This window comes from uncultured Nostoc sp. (assembly GCF_964245445.1).
Taxonomy (GTDB): domain Bacteria; phylum Cyanobacteriota; class Cyanobacteriia; order Cyanobacteriales; family Nostocaceae; genus Nostoc.
In genome coordinates this window covers 1-18,683 of record NZ_CAXTNE010000020.1, presented here as the reverse complement: position 1 = coordinate 18,683, position 18,683 = coordinate 1, and the positions used below count along the sequence as shown (strand labels likewise).

General features: G+C 42.5%; 17 protein-coding genes and 1 pseudogene. 7 read left to right on the top strand and 11 right to left on the bottom strand.

Features of this window, described 5'->3' with window-relative positions; all coding sequences use genetic code 11:
• Nucleotides 1–47 precede the first annotated feature (47 nt).
• Both ACFE90_RS05670 and ACFE90_RS05665 read right to left on the bottom strand, forming a co-directional pair.
• Nucleotides 48–536 (bottom strand): DUF3368 domain-containing protein, encoded by a 489-nt coding sequence (locus ACFE90_RS05670; RefSeq protein WP_375498544.1) that lies wholly within the window; start codon nt 534–536, stop codon nt 48–50.
• On the bottom strand, nt 533–778 hold the full coding sequence (locus ACFE90_RS05665; RefSeq protein WP_094348425.1) for a UPF0175 family protein: 246 nt from the start codon (nt 776–778) through the stop codon (nt 533–535). Before ACFE90_RS05665 ends, ACFE90_RS05670 begins: the two co-directional genes overlap by 4 nt.
• 162 nt (nt 779–940) lie before the next feature.
• Between ACFE90_RS05665 and ACFE90_RS05660 the strand changes: the two genes are divergently transcribed.
• The 3 genes from ACFE90_RS05660 to ACFE90_RS05650 all read left to right on the top strand — a co-directional run bounded on the left by ACFE90_RS05660 (nt 941) and on the right by ACFE90_RS05650 (nt 2,336).
• Entirely contained in the window at nt 941–1,519 is a 579-nt protein-coding gene (locus ACFE90_RS05660) for a hypothetical protein (RefSeq protein WP_375498542.1), read from the top strand.
• Nucleotides 1,520–1,719: 200 nt separating this feature from the next.
• Nucleotides 1,720–2,067 (top strand): DUF6883 domain-containing protein, encoded by a 348-nt coding sequence (locus ACFE90_RS05655; RefSeq protein WP_375498540.1) that lies wholly within the window; start codon nt 1,720–1,722, stop codon nt 2,065–2,067.
• Nucleotides 2,068–2,087: 20 nt separating this feature from the next.
• Nucleotides 2,088–2,336 (top strand): DUF4926 domain-containing protein, encoded by a 249-nt coding sequence (locus ACFE90_RS05650; RefSeq protein ID WP_375498538.1) that lies wholly within the window; start codon nt 2,088–2,090, stop codon nt 2,334–2,336.
• A 284-nt stretch (nt 2,337–2,620) separates the two neighbouring features.
• On the opposite strand, the gene ACFE90_RS05645 is transcribed toward ACFE90_RS05650, so the two are convergent.
• Both ACFE90_RS05645 and ACFE90_RS05640 read right to left on the bottom strand, forming a co-directional pair.
• Entirely contained in the window at nt 2,621–2,935 is a 315-nt protein-coding gene (locus tag ACFE90_RS05645; protein ID WP_375498536.1) for a hypothetical protein, read from the bottom strand.
• Between the two features lie 164 nt (nt 2,936–3,099).
• Nucleotides 3,100–5,343 (bottom strand): annotated as a pseudogene (locus tag ACFE90_RS05640) (amylo-alpha-1,6-glucosidase).
• Nucleotides 5,344–5,474: 131 nt separating this feature from the next.
• Between ACFE90_RS05640 and ACFE90_RS05635 the strand changes: the two are divergent.
• From ACFE90_RS05635 to ACFE90_RS05625, 3 genes are all read left to right on the top strand, one after another.
• Complete coding sequence (locus ACFE90_RS05635; RefSeq protein WP_292706261.1) at nt 5,475–6,086, top strand: peroxiredoxin; 612 nt, start codon at nt 5,475–5,477, stop codon at nt 6,084–6,086.
• 158 nt (nt 6,087–6,244) lie between these two features.
• Nucleotides 6,245–6,799 (top strand): peroxiredoxin family protein, encoded by a 555-nt coding sequence (locus ACFE90_RS05630; RefSeq protein ID WP_375498534.1) that lies wholly within the window; start codon nt 6,245–6,247, stop codon nt 6,797–6,799.
• A gap of 564 nt (nt 6,800–7,363) precedes the next feature.
• Nucleotides 7,364–8,029 (top strand): glutathione S-transferase family protein, encoded by a 666-nt coding sequence (locus tag ACFE90_RS05625; RefSeq protein ID WP_375498532.1) that lies wholly within the window; start codon nt 7,364–7,366, stop codon nt 8,027–8,029.
• A gap of 45 nt (nt 8,030–8,074) precedes the next feature.
• Here ACFE90_RS05625 and ACFE90_RS05620 read toward each other — a convergent pair whose 3' ends face one another.
• From ACFE90_RS05620 to ACFE90_RS05590, 7 genes are all read right to left on the bottom strand, one after another.
• Nucleotides 8,075–9,118 carry a DnaJ C-terminal domain-containing protein gene (locus tag ACFE90_RS05620; protein ID WP_375498530.1) on the bottom strand — a complete coding sequence of 348 codons (1,044 nt, stop codon included), beginning with the start codon at nt 9,116–9,118 and terminating at the stop codon, nt 8,075–8,077.
• A gap of 121 nt (nt 9,119–9,239) precedes the next feature.
• Nucleotides 9,240–9,749, bottom strand: coding sequence for an AAA family ATPase (locus ACFE90_RS05615; RefSeq protein WP_375498528.1), 510 nt, complete (start codon nt 9,747–9,749; stop codon nt 9,240–9,242).
• A 69-nt stretch (nt 9,750–9,818) separates the two neighbouring features.
• Complete coding sequence (locus ACFE90_RS05610; protein ID WP_375498526.1) at nt 9,819–11,108, bottom strand: glucose-1-phosphate adenylyltransferase; 1,290 nt, start codon at nt 11,106–11,108, stop codon at nt 9,819–9,821.
• A 761-nt stretch (nt 11,109–11,869) separates the two neighbouring features.
• Nucleotides 11,870–13,732, bottom strand: a complete 1,863-nt coding sequence (locus ACFE90_RS05605) for a trypsin-like peptidase domain-containing protein (RefSeq protein ID WP_375498524.1) — start codon at nt 13,730–13,732, stop codon at nt 11,870–11,872.
• Nucleotides 13,733–14,062 carry a CU044_2847 family protein gene (locus tag ACFE90_RS05600; RefSeq protein WP_375498522.1) on the bottom strand — a complete coding sequence of 110 codons (330 nt, stop codon included), beginning with the start codon at nt 14,060–14,062 and terminating at the stop codon, nt 13,733–13,735.
• Between the two features lie 473 nt (nt 14,063–14,535).
• Nucleotides 14,536–14,835, bottom strand: coding sequence for a hypothetical protein (locus ACFE90_RS05595; protein ID WP_375498520.1), 300 nt, complete (start codon nt 14,833–14,835; stop codon nt 14,536–14,538).
• Nucleotides 14,836–14,949: 114 nt separating this feature from the next.
• Nucleotides 14,950–16,677 (bottom strand): S8 family peptidase, encoded by a 1,728-nt coding sequence (locus ACFE90_RS05590; RefSeq protein WP_375498518.1) that lies wholly within the window; start codon nt 16,675–16,677, stop codon nt 14,950–14,952.
• A 460-nt stretch (nt 16,678–17,137) separates the two neighbouring features.
• On the opposite strand from ACFE90_RS05590, the gene ACFE90_RS05585 reads away from it, so the two are divergent.
• Nucleotides 17,138–18,610 carry a glycoside hydrolase family 13 protein gene (locus tag ACFE90_RS05585; RefSeq protein ID WP_375498516.1) on the top strand — a complete coding sequence of 491 codons (1,473 nt, stop codon included), beginning with the start codon at nt 17,138–17,140 and terminating at the stop codon, nt 18,608–18,610.
• The last annotated feature ends 73 nt before the right edge of the window (nt 18,611–18,683 follow it).

Sequence of the window (18,683 nt, the reverse complement as noted above, 5' to 3'; positions counted from 1 at the left end):
CTATCAACTGACCTATGTTATGCTTCAGCGCATACATGTATCAAAAATTAATTTTCATCAACAAGCTGCAAAACCCTTTTGTATAAAGGTTCTGCTACCCAGAATCCTGCTTGGTTAATCAGAGCATCTAACAAAGGTTTCACAGCAGAAATCAGCCTTTGACTTTTAGCTTCAACCAAGATCCCTAAAATTCCTGTGTAACCAAGATTTAGCCTAGCTGCAATCATGCGACCACGACGTTCATCAATCAAAACTTGATCTGCTTTCATTTCCAGCGCTAGAGCGATCGCTTCAGCTTCACCAATATCCAGTTCATTGCTGAGTGCTTCAACCAATATACGATCTTGAACTGGACGAGTTTGAATCCAGATAAAAGTTTGGACTTCAATTGCACCTGCAACTGGAAAGTTGGGATCAGTTAGTTCTCGGTAGACAGCTTCAGGAATTAGGACTGTTCCATAAAGCTGTTGTAGTAAATGAAGATGGTTAATGGCGGCGAGGTTATTAATTGGCGAAGTATCACTGACAATGATCACAGTCTACCCATTGCCCGCAAGTTTTCTATATCTTGTTCAAAATCCTCGACCCCATAATGCACTGAAATTTGACGACTTGCGAGTAGATGCTGAAATGCTATACGATTTATCCCTGCAAATCGGCTGGCTTGAGCAAGGGTTAACTTTTCTTTTTGAAAAAGCATCACTGCAATTTCCTGCTTCATTTCGCCTTCAGTCATCCGAGTTGCGGTTAATATTTCATTAGGAATAACGACGCTCATAATTATAATCCTCTCTATCACTACTATTCTAAGCAGCTTCAAACTCTTTGTTGCTGATTTGGTATACAGCGAAATGCCACCAGTGTTAATACTGGTACAAGTTTAGTAACAATTATGCTTTAATAGTAGAGTATCGTGTACCAGATTATGAGAAATTGATTTATGAATTTTGAAGATATTACCAATAAAGCCGTTGAAAAAGGTGTAGAAACTGCTGTAGAAAAAACTTTAGGCGTTAAAGACCTAAAGACGGTAAAAGCCGTTGTAGAGACCGGTGCGGCCGCAGGGGCTGCTGTCAGTGCTGCTACAGGGTTATCTGTTGCAGCAACTTCAGGAGCAGGAATCACTTCTGGTCTAGCTGCTGCAGGTGGTGTGGTTGGTGGTGGTATGGCGGCTGCTCCTGCTGTATTGGCAGCAGGCCCAGCTTATGCTGGAGCAAAAATAATGAATGAAACTTTGTTCAAAGACCAACCGGATTTGTCTGCGGAAGAACGTGAAGCTCGTGCAGCTGCAAGAACAGCTACAAATATTGGGGCTGCTGCTGGTGTAGCTGGTGCTGGTGCTGTAACAGTAGCTGCTGGTGCTTCTGGTGCTGCAATTATGAGTACCCTTGCAGGTATCGGTGGTGTTGTTGGGGGAGGTGCGATCGCTGGTACTGCGATAGTTGCTGCTGCACCTGTTGCTGCTGCGGCAGCTATTGGATACGGGATATACAAACTTTTCGGCGGCGGTAAGGAATAGCATTAACTCTGTTGAAAAAGTTGAATAAAATTCAATAAATATACCCTTGCTATGACTTAAATGTATAATATGTACTAAGGAAATAAAATTGAAGTGCCTGTGTATTTTAAGCGCAAATAGCCCCTTGGCTGTAAAACTTAATTTGCACAGGCATTTTCTATGTTTATATTCCCTAAACTCCAGTACCTAGTCTAAAAATTATGTCTAATTCAGCTAATTTAATTCCAAATGCAGAAAATGCAGTCGTTGATATTCGTAAACTGCGTGATTATTGCCTCAATCCAGAACATGATGAAGGGAAACATAAAGCTCACGTTTTTTCCTCAACTCTAGGTATAACAGCTGACGATGCTGAAGAATTGCGCCAGATTATTCTCAAAGTTGTCAAAACTCATCAAGTTCGCTTGGGACGACGCGATGAATTTGGACAACGCTACACTCTAGATTTCACGTTGGAATGGCAAGATAGAAGTGCGACCATTCGCAGTGGTTGGATTATCGAAGAAGGTTTTGATATCCCAAGATTAACAACCTGCTATCTGCTGTAAATATTTGGAAGTGGTAGAAGATGACTAAAAATACAATCAAGTTGCTGGATGTAGTGGCACTGACAGCTGATCTGCCTGAATACAACCTGTACCGTGGTCAAGTTGGCACAGTAGTAGAATTATTAGCTGCCGGTGCTGCTTTTGAAGTTGAATTTAGCGATCGCAACGGTCGCACTTATGAATCTGTCGGTTTACGCCCAGAGCAAATTATGGTGTTACATTTTGAGCCAGCATCCCCTGATTCAGTACGGTCAATGGTGACAGCATAAGTGGTTGTGTCCACAGCGATGCCTACGGCTGGCTACGCCTACGCAGCTTTATCAGATATTCTGAAATAAAATCATATCTATAAACCTTCCACAAAATATCCAATTATGGTGATCGTTGTTTCCCTTATATAGAACCAGCCCTTTCAAGGTGTCTGTTTTTGGCTGTAGTAGCTTGATGTTGCTTAGAAAATGGCGTTGCTTAATTAAAAAGCTGATTTTAAGCGATCGCAATCTGATAACTATTTTTAAGGTACTATATTGTCAAAGTGTTAAGACAAGTTCTGTTACTTAGTAAGGCTTTTGATATTCTGCCATTTTTGCAAAGGATGTTTTACATCGCTGGCATTGCCCGTCCATCCATAAAGCCGGAATGGAAAAAGTTTTTCACAGACAAGGCATTTTGGTAACAAGCGTAACTGATGGCGATGTCTGCGACGGGCTTGGCCTACGCATCCCACCGTCTTTTTAATTTGCCACTCGATTTTATGGCAAACTGACTCAGCATAGCAGGCTCCCCACAAGGGAATTGGGCTGTGCTTCATTCCTACACCTTCTGGAGGCAACATCTGTCGTAGTCTTTCAGCATCAAGCTCAACCACAGTTGCTAGGCTGTCGTAGTACAAGTGTTTGTGCTTGTTCCTGTTGTCCTTCCTCCTTCCCTCGCTCGTAGCCAATGCGCTCGCCTGTGGTCATGTAACTCATGGTACGCTCCTGCTCGAATTGTTTAAACTCCTGCCAAAATTCTGCTTCTATCCTTTCAATACTATTTAATGTGGCGGATTACTTCGGCAACTGACCAAGCTTGAGCGATCGCTCCTCTGGGCTTATGAGGTGCATCGCCATCAAAAATCTCAGAAATAGAACCAAGACAAGCGTCAAATAAGAAGTGATCTAGCAGAGGTTGCCAATCAAAAGGCAGCGATCGCTGTGGATAAAAACGTTGCCAAGCCCGAATATATGGCCCAATTAGCCAAGCCCAAACAGTGCCTTGGTGATAGGCGCGATCGCGTTGTTCTTGATTACCCTCATATCTGCCTTTGTATTCGGGATCTCCTGGATCGAGACTGCGAAGACCATAGGGGGTGAGTAAGCTCACAGTTGCCAAATCTAATACTTGACACCCCTGCTGTACAGAAAAGCCACAATGATGCAGCGACAGCGCCAAAACCGCATTGGGACGAACTTGAAAATTCCGGTGATCGTCCGGCTCAATAGTATCGTACAAATAACCTAGTTGAGGATTCCAGAATTTTTGCAGCGAGGTTTTCACATGTTGTGCTTGTTGAGCATAACGCTGTGCTTGCTTCGTGAGGCGCACTGGCTCACCAAACTCAAGCTGGCTCAATCGTTCTGCCCACTGACTCAGCCAACATAAAGCAGAATACCACAGTGCATTGATTTCCACTGGCTTACCGTAACGGGGAGTGACGGGGTATGCGCCAATTACCACATCCATCCAGGTAAGGGCTAAACCAGGGGCATCCCAACTAACTAACCCATCGGTGGCATCGATCTGGATATTGAAATGTGTACCACCAACAAATGCTTTGTAAATTTGCTGTACTAAAGGGAATTGCTCTGCCAAAAATTCCCAGTCTTGGGTAGCTTCTAAATAAAGTCCTAAAGTTTCAATCCACCACAACGCTGCATCAATACTGTTATAAATTGGTTCTCCATTGACATCAAGAAATGCATTAGGAATCAAACCGTGGCGGCAATAATGCCCAAAAGTCCGCAATACTCCTTTTGCCAAGTCAAAGCGCCGTGGAACTAGTGCCAACCCAGGTAAAGCAATTAATGTGTCGCGTCCCCAGTCATTAAACCAGTGATAACCAGCAATGACCGTAGGGCCTGGAATTGAGGCTCGATAGACGATAAACTGATCGCTTGCTTTGAGTAGTTGTTGCCAGAGTCCGGAGTGGGCATCCCTTCGGCTTCTCCTAACAAAGGCGCTGCGCGTTAGCGGAGCTTTCGCTTTAGCGATACGCTTAGGGCAAGTGGGCATGGGGCATTGGGTATGGGGCATTTGAGATTCGTAATTATTCCCCTGCTCCCCTGCTTACCTGCTCCCCTGCCCCTCTGCCCCTCTGCCTCCCTCTCTCCATCCAAAAATCTGGGAGAGCCGTTTTTGCTCTGCCTCTACTGCTTCTGCAAAGGTTTCGGAGGTGAGAACACCTGCCATCGAGTCGGGAAAACCTACTCGTGCTTCTAGAGTGACTGTATCTCCTGGTTGCAGTGTAACTATCAAGTAACCAGGACTGTAGAGGTCTTCTTTGTCGCCTAATCCCCGTTTTGTCTCTTCAGGCAATCCATAATTCCAATACCAAACTGCATCTGTTTGATATCTTCCTTGTGTCCAGCGCAAGTGCCAAGGTATACCGAAATCCCTAGAATTTTTTGCTTGCAGACAGATTTGCTGTTCCCCAAGCAATTGTGAGAACTGTAATCCTGGATTAGCAGTTTGCTGGTGATGAAAGTTACGTTCTGCTATCAGCAGTCGCAGCCGTAAAATCGCTGTGTCACTTCCCTCGTAGCGATATTGGATTAAAGTTCGATGGCAAAATTGGAAGTGGGAAGAGACGCGATTAATCGCATCTGTACTAGGGAGTGGGGAGTAAGAAGTATGATTCTTTTCCCTACTCCCTACTCCCCATTCGCTACTCCCTTCCCAACCATAGGGCATCACTAATTGTCTAGTTAACTGCCAGTTATCTTGACCCCAAATCCATTTTGGAACTGGGTTAATATCAAAACAGCGTAGCAATTCGTAGCCTGTCGGCTCAATCTGACCGTTACCCCAAAAATTTGTTCCCAGTGCTACAACGTTCCCTAATACTTCCAAGCTAGCTTCTAGGTGCGAAAACAGCAGAGTCCGCTCAGAAGGAGGCTTTGTAGCGGCAAACAGCCAACCGTGATAAGTACGTGTGCGGACATCCGAAACTGTACCACTGGCAAAACTTCCTAAGCCATTGGTAAGCACCCATTCTCTTGTATCTAAATCAAGCATTTGCTACTCAAAATCGTTATGAGTATGATATAGTTGTAACAGATCGTAATTAAATTGTGAGAGCGTGGATGGGTGAGTTTTACTTGACCCAAATTCCAACGCTACTAAACTGATAAAGGAGAATTAGGTTAATGTCCCTTACTTACGGAACCGAAGGAAGCCTCCGCGTTGGTCAACAAGCTCCCGATTTTGCAGCAACAGCTGTGGTAGACCAGGAATTTAAGACAATCAAACTTTCCGATTATCGCGGTAAGTATGTCGTCCTGTTTTTCTACCCACTAGACTTTACCTTTGTTTGTCCCACTGAAATCACAGCATTTAGTGATCGCTACGAAGAATTCAAGAAAATCAATACTGAAGTCCTTGGGGCTTCTGTTGATAGTGAATTCTCTCACCTCGCTTGGATTCAAACAGATCGTAAGTCTGGTGGCGTCGGCGACCTGAATTATCCTCTAGTCTCCGACATCAAAAAAGAGATTAGCGCCGCTTACAACGTTCTTGATCCAGCAGCAGGCATTGCCTTGCGTGGTCTGTTCCTCATCGATAAAGATGGTATTATACAGCACGCCACCATTAACAACCTAGCTTTTGGTCGCAGCGTTGATGAAACCCTGCGGACACTGCAAGCAATTCAGTATGTTCAGTCTCACCCCGACGAAGTTTGCCCAGCTGGTTGGCAACCTGGTGACAAGACAATGAATCCTGATCCAGTGAAGTCTAAAGTTTACTTCTCTGCTGTCTAAATTTCGCTAGCTAGGATCTAATCCATCCTTTTGGAGTTGAGACTAAAATCAACGAAAACCACAGATAAACAGAGATAATACACATTAAACAGTGTCAACCTCGGTATCTATCTGTGGTTTTCTCATAAAATAGTATTTAAATAATCAGGGTTAAAATTATGCTTACTTCAACTGATTTTAGTGGCTTATTAAATGAGCGATTCTTCCGCAATTTTTTACCAGTTCCAGCGACAAATAAACTCAGGTTGGGAGTAGGAACGCCAGATTTTCAACTGCCAGATATTACCAACGGAACTTTAGTAAAATTGTCTGATTATAAAGGCAAGCAACCAGTGTTACTCGCCTTTACTCGCATCTTTACTGAAAAACAATATTGCCCTTTTTGTTTTCCTCACATCAAAGCTTTAAAGGAGAACTACGAGCAATTTAAAAAACGTGGTATAGAAGTTTTGATGATTACTAGTACCGATGAACGGCAGAGTCAAATTGTTGTGAGGGATTTAGGTTTAAAAATGCCGTTATTGAGCGATCCTAGTTGTCGATTTTTTCGTACCTATCAAGTAGGACAAGCACTGGGAGCGCCTTTGCCAGCACAGTTCGTATTAGATAAAGAAGGAAAACTCCAGTACTGGCATTTATTTTCTTTTTTGGATCACAATGCTAGCGTTGAGACTTTGTTAGAACAATTCAATCCAATGAAATTATCAAAATGAATACACTGATTGCAAAAGTCATCAATTGACGTTTGCGGTTATGCTTTCAAAGCACAATGACTTAATTACTGCTAATTTTTTGCACGCTCCCAGTAGCAGTTTCTGAGCTGAAGTTTTTTCGCCATGCATATGTTAGCTTTCTTGCTGATGCTTGCTGGAGAGTAATTATTCCATTGCCAGTACAGCTGCCATAAGTAATGTCTTCTGAGATTTCAATAGAACTTTTGTTTACCCTTTGCAGAGAAAGTTATCCTCCACAATTCAAGGAAGGGTATGCAATTGTGCCAACTATAGAATCAACTTCACCGGATATTAGAGTTATTAATATCGACCACTGATTCTTATTATTTTGGATACCATTACCACGCCAAACACCCACGTATCCAGAAGGTACAATGTTAGTAGTTTGTCCTATGGCAACTGTTTCTAACTTATTTGTTGAAATTGATAATAAAGTTGGTGCGACTATTAAGCATACTGTAAGTATTACAAGTGGAATAATCTGAAAAGATTGTTTAATTCTCATAAGTTCACTACTCAATTAGCTAGTATCAGAATTTTATCATGCTGACACTTTACCACGCGCCGATTTCTCCTAACTCCCGCCGCGTCTGGATTACTCTGCTAGAAAAAGGACTTGAGTTTGAATTAGTAGAGATAAAACTGGATGGAGAGCAGTTTAAACCAGAGTTTTCGGCAATTAGTCCCTTCCATCACATTCCAGCTTTGGTGGATGATGGCTTTAATGTAGTGGAATCTTTGGCAATTTTGGACTATTTAGAGGCAAAATATCCCACACCTGCGATGTTGCCTAAAGATGCCAAGGATTTAGCGATCGCACGCATGGTACAACTGGTAACTGTAAATGAGCTTTTGCCAGCAACCACCACGTTTTTACCTCAGGTATTGGGCTTACCTGGGGAAGATCCAGAAAAAATCGAGCAGGCAAAGCAAAAAATTTCAACAGTGCTGAAGCTTTTTGAGAATTTACTTGACGATCGCCCTTACTTTGGTAGTCAAAACTTAACTCTAGCTGAGATTGTAGCTGGAACTGTAGTAATATGGCTGCCAGAAGTAGGCATTTCTTTAAGTGATTATCCAAAAGTGAATGCTTGGCACGACCGATTAGCTGCACGTTCAACGTGGCAAGCTACCGAGGCTACACTAGAGGCAATGGAAGCGTTAAAGTCCATCGTAGTAGCGAGAAACACGCAGCAAATTCATAGCTAGTCAATGTAGAGACGGTAAATTTTCCATCTCTACAAAGCTAAATTTTCACAGCTTGACTTGTTGCAAATGACTGCGGGGATTATAAGTACGTATAGCCCGGATTTTTTCATAATATTCCCGCTCTTGCTGGCTGAGGTCTTTTGGTGGTGCGATCGCCACCTTCACCAGCTGATCGCCGCGTCCACCCTTGGCGAGGGGCCAGCCTTTGCCACGTAAACGCAGCGATTGACCAGAACGCACTCCTGCTGGTAACTTGACATTAACTAAACCATCAGGAGTAGGTACATCAATAGACGCTCCCAAGGTAGCTTCATCTGGCGTGATTGGCACTTCGCACACCAAGTTATCGCCCTCCATTTGGAAGAAAGAGTGCGGCTGAAATTCGACTTTTAAGTATAAATCCCCTCGTTGTTGAGTCATCGGGTTGATTTGACCTTTGCCCCGCACGCGCAGACGAGTACCAGGTTTAGCGCCAGATGGGATACGAACATCAATTGTTTCGTTACCTAAACTGAAGCGCTTTTGCACACCGTTAAATGCTTCAGCAAAAGTTAGACTGATCGCAGCTTCACTATCTTGGGAAGTACCCGTACCTACATCACCAAACCCATAATCGTTAAAGGTGCTGCTAAAACCATTCGTCGTACCTGTAGAACTGCGGTAAGAGTAATTTTGTGAGTAATTTGAATTTGAGTAATTATTTTGTTGTGAGTAACTTTGTCGGCCACCACGAGGGGTAGCACCACCAAAGCGTCCTAGCAACTCATTTATGAACTCATCAAAATTTCCGTATTGACTGAAGTCAAAGCCACCCATATCAACACCAGCGCCGCCAGATGAGAAACCTTCACCAGCTTGTTTCCAATATTGACCGAATTGGTCGTATTTTTTGCGTTTATCTGGGTCTGACACAACTTCGTAGGCTTCGCTAACTTCTTTGAAGCGTGCTTCTGCCTGTTTGTTATTTGGGTTAACATCAGGGTGATATTTGCGGGCTAGTTTACGAAAGGCTTGCTTAATCTCCTCTTGAGTGGCAGTCTTAGTAACTCCCAAAATTGCGTAATAGTCTTTGAAGTCGGTTGCAGCCATCTATCTACCAGCCTCCTATAGAAATTCCTGTTATGTTTTTTTAAGATAAGAGATGTTAGTTTGCCCGGTATAGTGCCAAGCAAAGAGAATCTGACTTTAAATTAACAAAGAATATAGAAATTCAAGTGTGGTTCTCGCTCAACAAGCGATCGCAATTTCCGTACTCCGATTTTTCTGATAAGCGGATCAGGTTGTCTAGTCCTTCTTCCAGACTTGGGGGAACATCTCGGAGTTGACGGTGCATCCGCAAAATAATTTCTTCAGGAACCTGGCGCGATCGCCTTTTATTACGTGCTAAACACAGCCACACTGGCGTATCCACCCAAATTCCCGTAATCTGGGTAAAGCCCAAGTCACGGGCTAAAGCAATAACTTCACGCCGATGGCGGCGCTGGGCATTGGTAGCATCAAAAACAGCTGTATTATTTGTAGAAATAGCTTGCTGAAATTGCCGTCCTACTTCTTGCCAAATCACCAGCCACGGCCCCTGAATAGCTTGGGAACCGAACAGTTGCCCCCGAATGCCATCCGTAGAAATCAGTGGCATCTGGGGGCATTCTGCCAGCAATTGTTTTGCCAAAGTTGACTTCCCACTACCTGGAAGACCAATCAACAAAATGAGTTTAGTCATTAGTCCTTTGTCCTTTGTCGTTTGTCACTTGTAACTATTAACCAATGACTAATGACTAATGACTAATGACTAAATGATGGTTCCATCGGGAATGACAGCATTTTTCAGCACAACCACGATGCCACTGCGGATGTAGAAACCTTGACTTTCGCGGTCAGCTTCTTGCACGTTATCTTTATTGATAATTTTGACATCGTGACCGATACTGGCGTTTTTATCGATGATGGCACCGCGAATAATCGAGTCAGCACCAATACCTACGGGAATGTCACCTTGTTCTACGTTGGATTGGCGTTCTACAGAAGCTTGGTAAAAATCTGCACCCATGAGCAAAGATTCTTCGATGAGGCAGCCAGATTCAATTCGCGATCGCACTCCCAAAACTGAATGTTGAATGCGGCAATTTTTTAAAATGCAACCTTCGCCGATAATTGATTCTGTGATATGGCAATCTAAAAGTTTAGTCGGAGGCAAGTAACGAGCGCGGGTATAAATTGGTGCTTTTTCATCGTAGAAACTAAAGGGTGGCTGGGGCTGTTGAGTCAGTGCTAAGTTTGCATGATAAAATGCCTCGATTGTCCCAATATCTTCCCAGTAGTCATCAAAAAGGTAAGCTTGGACATTGTAATCTTTAGAGGCATCAGGAATAATTTCTTTGCCGAAATCAGTCCTTTCTATACCTTCTCTCAACAATTTGAACAAAACCTCTTTTTTAAAGACATAAATCCCCATTGAGGCGATGTAAGGCTGTTGCTGGGCAAGTTCATTTGATAATCCCAGTACGCTTGTATCAACGCGCATTTGGATTAATGCTTCACCTTTAGGTTTTTCGCTAAAATCGATTACCCTACCAGAATCATCAATTTTCATCAAGCCAAAATCTGAGGCGCGGCGCTCATCGATGGGGATGACTGAGAGAGTAATATCAGCCCCCGTTTCCCTATGGCGCTGGATAAACTCGCGATAATCCATGCGGTAGAGGTGATCGCCTGAGAGAATTAGATATTCTTCTACATCCCATTCTTCCATTAACCACAGGTACTGACGCACAGCATCGGCTGTACCTTGGAACCAGTTAGGGTTTTCTGGTGTTTGTTGTGCCGCTAGCACTTCCACAAACCCTTCATTGAAGCCAGTAAAGTTATAGGTACGGGCGATGTGACGATTCAGGGAAGCTGAGTTGAATTGTGTCAAGACGTAGATTTTGAATATTTCGGAGTTTATGCAGTTACTGACAGGTATATCGATTAGGCGATACTTCCCCGCTACTGGTACTGCTGGTTTAGCGCGTAGTTTGGTTAGCGGGTAAAGCCGAGTACCCGCGCCACCACCAAGGATGATTGATAATACTTTTTTCACAAAATTTCTCCAGACTGCCTTTCAACTCTCATCTTCAGTTTAGGACTGTCTGCCACCACAGGTAAGGGGGGAGCAAATATTCTCAGGGATGAATTTTATAAAATACTACTGGTGATAGATAATGCTGCCTGGAAGTAGACAACCAGAACATTTGTATTAATTGGTATGAGGAATGGGGGGCGATCGCTACGCTAGTGTTATAAGTGCTAACTCAATGAATCTCACTTCACATCACAAAGCTTCACTTGTTAGACACTGATAATATAGTCTACTTAGAGTTACCTAGACTAGTAGATTTAGATGTATGTGGGCAGTCAGAAGCAAGATAATGGTTAAATTTAGGGGTTAGGGGTGCGATCAAATTTTAGGATATATCATCATAAACTCAAGATAAATTCTAGGAAAATTGCCTAGTATTACGGTTTTTAGTTATGTCATAATACGAGCAATACTCATAATTGTATTATTCCATACCTAATTAAAATCAGGCACAAAAAAGATTTATGGAAGTTAACCTAATATCTAGCCACCCAAGCCAGGAGCCTTTAATCACTGAAATTTCTCTTGAAGAAATTACATCAAACATTTCTGAGAACACAAATTTCCAATCACGTCTAAAAATGAAAAGATGTACCTGTATGCCAATTTGTCCTGATGGCCCTTATCGTGGAGAGCGAGGACGTTGTAAAAAAAATGGACAATGCACTGATACACTATGTGGCGGTGACGGACCGAGGCCAACTTCGCCTCCTGATGATATTTTATAGAGCAGAAATAATTTCATGTATTGCTTTTGTCATATCTGGACTTTTTGTTCCTTTAGCGAGGGTGTTTAAATCCTCAATGATCTCATCTTTCAATTCTTTATCTGAATCTACGTAGATATTGACATACTGATATGTCTCCTTAGCTTTTTCCAGCTTTCCTGTTTGTAATTGGGCTAAACCTAAAAAATGACGATACTCAAGATTTGCAGGTTTTCGTTGACAAACAATGTCTAAATCTTTTATGGCTTCTTCTTTTTCCCCTTTACTTAATAAAACATCTGCGCGGTAAGCACGCGCTACTACAGCAGAATTTGATTCAGGTTCATAATCGATTATTGTTTTGTAAGCTTCTATGGCTTTATCTGGTAGCTTTAACTTTTCGTAGAGTATGCCTTTATTTAAAAGATTTTGGGACGGTTTAAATTTATTATATTCCGAAGCTTTTTCATAAGCATTTAAAGCTTTTTGACAAGCCTCGAAAGTCTTTTCACAGTTATAATCATCAATATTTACCTCAAACATAGAACCCAACAAATAATAAGCTTCTGCTAATCTTTCGGCATTCTCGTCATTGTTTTTACCAAGCTTTCTCTGATCGGCAGTTGCTAATGCCTCTGTGAGTATGTCACGAGCTTTAGGAATTTGGTGGTTCAAGTAATAACTCACACTCAAGCCAAAAGCAGTCATTACACTTATCAAACCTGGAATATCCTGGGTCTGTAAATTATATTCTGAAGCGTTGCTTGAAGGAAATGATAACCCATTTAGATATGGAATTTTTTCTTTTATTCCCTCTAATTTAACCTCAAACGATGTGCTATCGTGGCCTCCCCAAATAACTATTGTTGCTTTTAGCTTATTTCCTAAATTTTGGGCTTCTAATGAGTTATAAACTGTTTCATTAGCAAGACAAACCTCGATTGCATTTACTTTTTGAACATCCTTTTTAAGTATTTCAAATAATCGATCTTCTGTTCGCAAAATATTTTTTGTATCAACACTAGTATTGTAGAAATTAGCAATGACAATTTTATTGACTGTTTCCTGCATTTGAGACATAGTTTTACACTGATAGATTTTTGGTGGCGTTGGATTTTTTGGCACAAGAAGAAATACCCCTCCCAATAAAGGAAGCAAAGTAAGACTAGTTAATGTCCAAGGGCTATACCTGAATCGAAAGCGTTTCTTCGGGGTCAGAATTAGTGGTGGAATAGTCTGTTGAGCTAGTGCAGGCCAAGCGGTTGCTATTACCTTAGTTGGAATCATAAAACCAACCTTGGCTTCTGGACGCTTTTGATCAGCTGCTACAGCCATCCCGACTACGCCATTTAGTTGTTCATCCCAAATAGGCGCACCACTGAAGCCTGGCTCTAATCGAACTCCTGTTTCTTTGATATCTTCTATTTGTATCCAGCCAGTTCCTTGGCGTCCGCGTAGTACACCAGTAGCTTCTAACCCGTCATCATGTCCAGCAGGAAATCCAAAAGTTCTGAAGGAATGGCCGCGTAAATCTTCTTCTATAATTAAATCTACGGGTTGAGCGGTTTCTGGAACAGTGCTATTTAATTCCAATGCAGCAATGTCTTCTTTACCCTTGACTGAGGTAGAACCTTTAGGCGGAACTGGTCGCCAAAACACTACTCTTCCAGTTAACGTTTCTTCTGGGGCGATGAGAGGAAAGTCGAGATACACAACTTCAGCAGGTCTTTTTTGAGTGTCCCTGGAAATTTCTAGTGCATCAGCAACCACATGGGCACAAGTAATGACATGCTTTTGAGATACTAGAAAGCCAGCACCGACAACTACTCCGTTAGACTTACAAATTCGGACAATTGCTGCTTCAAGTTCTGTTGGCATCTATACTGACTTTTGTTTCCATTTAAGGGTGATTTCGTAGTTTCCTTCAATACTAGCACTGGCAATAATCGCCCCAGCTTCAGCGCTCATTTTGATACCAAACTTTACTTCTACTTCGTTGGCTGGCTGATTTAAAGTCCGAAGCTTATTAATAATAGTATTGGCTATGGGCTTGATTCCTTCCAAAGCTGTCTCAAAGGTTTGTTCAGCCTTCTGCAAGAGATCCTCTTGGCGGCCAATTCGTCCTATGCTATCTTCAGACTCTGGTTTATCTACTTCTACTAAGATGTAGCTACCGTCTTCTAAGGGAAATTGAATTAGACGTTTCACAGATAAAACCTCTCATGTTAATTGTTAAACCACTAACTGCTGAACTTTGGTATTTCTGCTAGTAGTCCACCAAGCGTAATTTTGACTAGTCGAGGGTGTTTAGATCCCCGACTTTTTCAATAAGTTAGGGATCTGTAACCTGTCATAATCTGTGTGGGAGGCAGACTATTAGTACGACACTGCGTAAATAAATCAGACATTCCAAATCAATGAAACGCTTGCGGTATATTAATTACAAATTACGCTTACTGACAGTCTAAGGAAAACTACTATTGGTAAGTGTAAGTCTTTTTTGTTACCTAGAAATATTTTATGTAATAAAATGGCAATAGCGGCCTTGTCTCAAGACGATTATATAGAAAATATTAATATTAATTTTCAACTCTAACTAAAAAAGCAAATTTAGCCTTAATTTATTGACTTTGCATAACACAGATTCTTGGTTTAGAAATGCGATCGCTCTTATTTACTCATTAAACACCCAACTTCCCAGTATTTATTCTCCTCTCAACCAAACCTAATTGCTGCGATCGCTTCAAATACTTCACCCAAGGTTGCTCTGATAACTGAGAAATGGCATTTGGTGACAGTGTTGCCGTGAAAATATCTTTGCCATTGCTAACACCACTAACGCCTAAACTTTTTAAAACAGCAGTTGCAGCCGAGTTTAAAATTGGTTCAGTATGAATAAAAACCGTCAAACTCGGTTTTTCTGAATTTTGAACACCATTCAGCGCTGTAGCAAGAGCCGCATCTAGTTTCTGATAATTCATCAGTAATTCCTTGGTAAAAAGGGCAGGCAAAAATTGCCTACCCTAACTTATCAAATTTATAGGTTTTTATTGCCTATCCTTGTACAGAAATAATATTTACCTTTCTCAGTCTAATTACAGATTAGCTGCGTTAATCACTCCATAACCCCATTTTTCATCAAATGTGTTTGGGGGTTTTCCGGGAATTGTACTATTTTTACGTAGCAAGTCTTTCACAGCAGCCGGATCAAGTTTAGGATCGCGCTGCAACAGCAGTGCCACTAACCCACTAACGAAGGGTGTTGCCATACTCGTACCAGCCTGTACCACAAACTTGGAATTAATCATTGATGAACGGTCAAAACTTGCATCGGCGGAAAGGGTGGAAATAATCATTGCTCCTGGTGCTGCTACATCCGGCTTTTGTCCATCATTGCGTAGTGGCCCTTCACTACTGAATTCCGAAATAGTATGCAATTCTAACCCCATTTCTTGCTCTTTGTTATCAATATCTGTGTACTTGGTTCTAGTAGTATAGGCGGCAACTGTAATTGCACTGCTAGCGGCTCCTGGCGAACCAATTTTTACTGTATCCTTCACACTTTTACCTGTAAAAAACACTGATGAAGTGTCATCTAGCGTCCACACATTCAAACGTGTGTCAGTTGAAGAACTGTTGCGGACTCGCAGCTGCCAAATACCTCCCATGACTGGCGAGGGGTCGATACCGCGTATTTGCACAAAGAAATTATGGTCGCCGTTGGCTTGGTCTGGCGCTGGTGTTGCTAATTGCACCCGTGCATCTGGTAACTGATAATCTTGTGCGGCATTACCGTGAGTAATTATTTTTTGGAAGGGGGTGACAAAACCGTTAGGACTCCGCACAGACACTTCCAATTCGCTGTCTTTGGAATACCAACCGTTTAACCAAACTATGCTTATTTGATTCAAAGGAACATTAAAGCGCATACCACGAGTGCGTCCACAGGGTATCGTCGCTTCTCCATGAATGTTATAGTTTCCTTCGTTACCCGCAGCACAGCAAACAATTCTTCCAGGGCCAGTTTCGGCATTGATGACTTTGGATAAAGAATCACTACCATCATGGGCATCAGCATGTCCACCCAAGCTGAGATTTACCACTGCTGGGCGTCCCAATTCTCTAGCAACTCGGAAAATGTAACGCACAGCATCAGCAATGTGGGCATCCTGTAAATCTGACCTGACAACAACTAATTCCGCTTCTGGTGCTATACCGCCATAGCTAGCATCGGCACCGGCGGCAATTCCTGCAACGTGAGTACCATGACCACCAGTATCCTGAGAAATTGTCAGTTGCGCCCCCGTCAATTCAGCCCCATAGCCGCCCTCTGTGACTCCTGGCCCTGGCAGTGTTTGATCCCAAATGTGTAAAATTCGTCCAGCAAAGGCGGGGTGTTTCGGATCAATGCCACTGTCTATAATGCCAATAATTACTCCTTTACCAGTCAGTCCGGTTTTGTTCTGGAACTCCGGTAATTTGACTGTTCCCATTGCAGTGTCCATCCTCAAATGAAGTTTGCGTGATGGCTTAATTCGCCGAATCACATCTTCTTCAGATAAGACATCTAAACTCTCTATCGGTAAGAAAGCCGTCCGCACACTTCCAGAGTTTTGATTGACTTCAATATTATATTGTGATAAGTAACTTAAGTCTGCATCATGGTCGCAGTAAATAAAAACGACGCTCTTAGTGGGCTTGACTGGGCTTTTGTGGGCAATGATGCCAAGCGATCGCTTGTGTGTAACTAAAGCTTGATCTCCTTCATTTTGATAGTCTTGAAATGCCAAAAGCAATCCAGGAGAAAGTTTTTCGTGCCTCATTTTTACCTCACGTTAAATTTCTTTACTGTCAAGAAAGTAGTGATTTGAGTAGGGAACAGTCGCTCTATAACGTAGTTTTTTCGCATTTATTATTTGATGCGATTATAGTTATCTATTTTTTTCATAGATAACATCAAATAAGCTTAGGAGGCAGTAAGCTTTTCCTAAGACAATTGCTAATTCATAACTCATCTTCTTGAATTCTGTCTCCCTCATAGTTATTTTCTGTGGCTCGTGAGACATCTTTGAGCAGCCGCATCTCTGATTTCTGTTAAAAACTCAAATAAATTCTAGTTTCTAGTCAAAATAGTTAAGACTGATAACATTTGCGTATAAAGTAGCCGGATACAGACTAAATCGCTAATGACTGCTGGCAAATGACAGATTTTCTATCATAAGTAAGAGCCATAAAGAAGCTAAGATTTGCAACGATCGCTTCTGAAGGTACAAAAATTTATTCATGCAAATTCAAACACCAGACTGGGTAAAGCACGCTGTTTTCTACCAAATATTTCCAGACCGCTTTGCTAGAAGCAAACAGCCGCACAAACGGCTGCTGCGTGAAGCCCGTTGGGAAGATTGGGACTCTATGCCAACACTCCAGGGTTATAAAGGCGGGGATTTATGGGGCATCATAGAGGGTTTAGACTACATCCAGGATTTGGGAATTAACGCAATTTACTTTACACCCATTTTTCAATCCGCTAGCAATCATCGCTATCATACCCACGATTATTATGAAGTTGACCCCATGCTGGGGGGCAACGAGGCTTTTAAGGAATTGCTTGATGCAGCCCATCAACGGAATATCAAAGTTGTTTTGGATGGGGTATTTAACCATTCCAGCCGTGGTTTTTTCTTCTTCCATGACGTTTTAGAAAATGGTCCTCATTCGCCTTGGGTAAATTGGTTCAAAATAGAAGGCTGGCCTCTTTCACCATACAATGGAGAATTCCCAGCAAACTACGTAGGTTGGGCAGGCAATCGTGCTTTACCAGAATTTAACCACGACAATCCAGAAGTGCGGGAATATATTATGGAAATTGCCGAATATTGGATTAAATTCGGCATCGACGGTTGGCGATTAGATGTACCATTTGAAATAAAAACTCCTGGATTTTGGCAGGAATTCCGCGATCGCGTCAAGGCAGTCAATCCCGAAGCTTACATTGTGGGCGAAGTCTGGGGAGATTCCCGCGAGTGGTTGGATGGAACACAATTTGACGGCGTGATGAATTATCTATTTACTGGGCCAACAATTGCTTTTACAGCAGGCGATCGCGTAGTCTTAGAACAAGTCCAAAGCCGCGACTATCAACCCTACCCACCCTTATTTGCCGCCGAGTACGCCACCAAAATCCAAGAAGTACTGCAACTTTACCCTTGGGAAATTCAGCTAACTCAACTCAATTTGCTAGCAAGTCACGATACAGCCCGATTGATGAGCATTGCAGGCGGCGATATAGGTAGTATAGAATTGTCAACTCTACTGCTACTTACCTTTCCCGGTGCGCCCAGCATTTACTATGGTGATGAAGTTGGTTTACCTGGTGCAATAGATCCAGACTCACGTCGTGGCTTTCCTTTAGAGAGTAATTGGAATCAAGAAATTTTCAATACTCATCGTCAATTAATTGCCCTACGCCACACATACCCAGCCTTGCGTACAGGTGATTACCAAGTCCTCCATGCTCAAGGACAAATTTATATCTTTGCCCGAACTTTAGGAACAGAGGAATTGATAATTGCCGTCAACGCTGGCACAAGTTCGGCAACAGCCAATGCAGATGTCGTCAGTTTACGTACTCAACCCAACAAGCTCTTATATGGTACTGCTGAAGTTGAGTGGAATAGTGAAGGAGAAACTCAGCAGTTGTCATTGACTGTTCCAGCACGTAGTGGGTGCATTCTAGGTGTAGGGAATGGGGAGTAGGGAGTGGGGAAGAAGCAGGGCAGCAGGGCAGCAGGGAGCAAGGGAGAAGAGTTTTCCCCTCTGCCCCCCGCAC

Bases quoted from the DNA above. Each gene is read 5' to 3' on its own strand.
- ACFE90_RS05665 (WP_094348425.1), bottom strand. From the start codon at position 778: ATGAGCGTCGTTATTCCTAATGAAATATTAACCGCAACTCGGATGACT.
- ACFE90_RS05660 (WP_375498542.1), top strand. From the start codon at position 941: ATGAATTTTGAAGATATTACCAATAAAGCCGTTGAAAAAGGTGTAGAA.
- ACFE90_RS05655 (WP_375498540.1), top strand. From the start codon at position 1,720: ATGTCTAATTCAGCTAATTTAATTCCAAATGCAGAAAATGCAGTCGTT.
- ACFE90_RS05650 (WP_375498538.1), top strand. From the start codon at position 2,088: ATGACTAAAAATACAATCAAGTTGCTGGATGTAGTGGCACTGACAGCT.
- ACFE90_RS05635 (WP_292706261.1), top strand. From the start codon at position 5,475: ATGTCCCTTACTTACGGAACCGAAGGAAGCCTCCGCGTTGGTCAACAA.
- ACFE90_RS05630 (WP_375498534.1), top strand. From the start codon at position 6,245: ATGCTTACTTCAACTGATTTTAGTGGCTTATTAAATGAGCGATTCTTC.
- ACFE90_RS05625 (WP_375498532.1), top strand. From the start codon at position 7,364: ATGCTGACACTTTACCACGCGCCGATTTCTCCTAACTCCCGCCGCGTC.
- ACFE90_RS05620 (WP_375498530.1), bottom strand. From the start codon at position 9,118: ATGGCTGCAACCGACTTCAAAGACTATTACGCAATTTTGGGAGTTACT.
- ACFE90_RS05615 (WP_375498528.1), bottom strand. From the start codon at position 9,749: ATGACTAAACTCATTTTGTTGATTGGTCTTCCAGGTAGTGGGAAGTCA.
- ACFE90_RS05605 (WP_375498524.1), bottom strand. From the start codon at position 13,732: ATGCCAACAGAACTTGAAGCAGCAATTGTCCGAATTTGTAAGTCTAAC.
- ACFE90_RS05595 (WP_375498520.1), bottom strand. From the start codon at position 14,835: ATGAATTATCAGAAACTAGATGCGGCTCTTGCTACAGCGCTGAATGGT.
- ACFE90_RS05590 (WP_375498518.1), bottom strand. From the start codon at position 16,677: ATGAGGCACGAAAAACTTTCTCCTGGATTGCTTTTGGCATTTCAAGAC.
- ACFE90_RS05585 (WP_375498516.1), top strand. From the start codon at position 17,138: ATGCAAATTCAAACACCAGACTGGGTAAAGCACGCTGTTTTCTACCAA.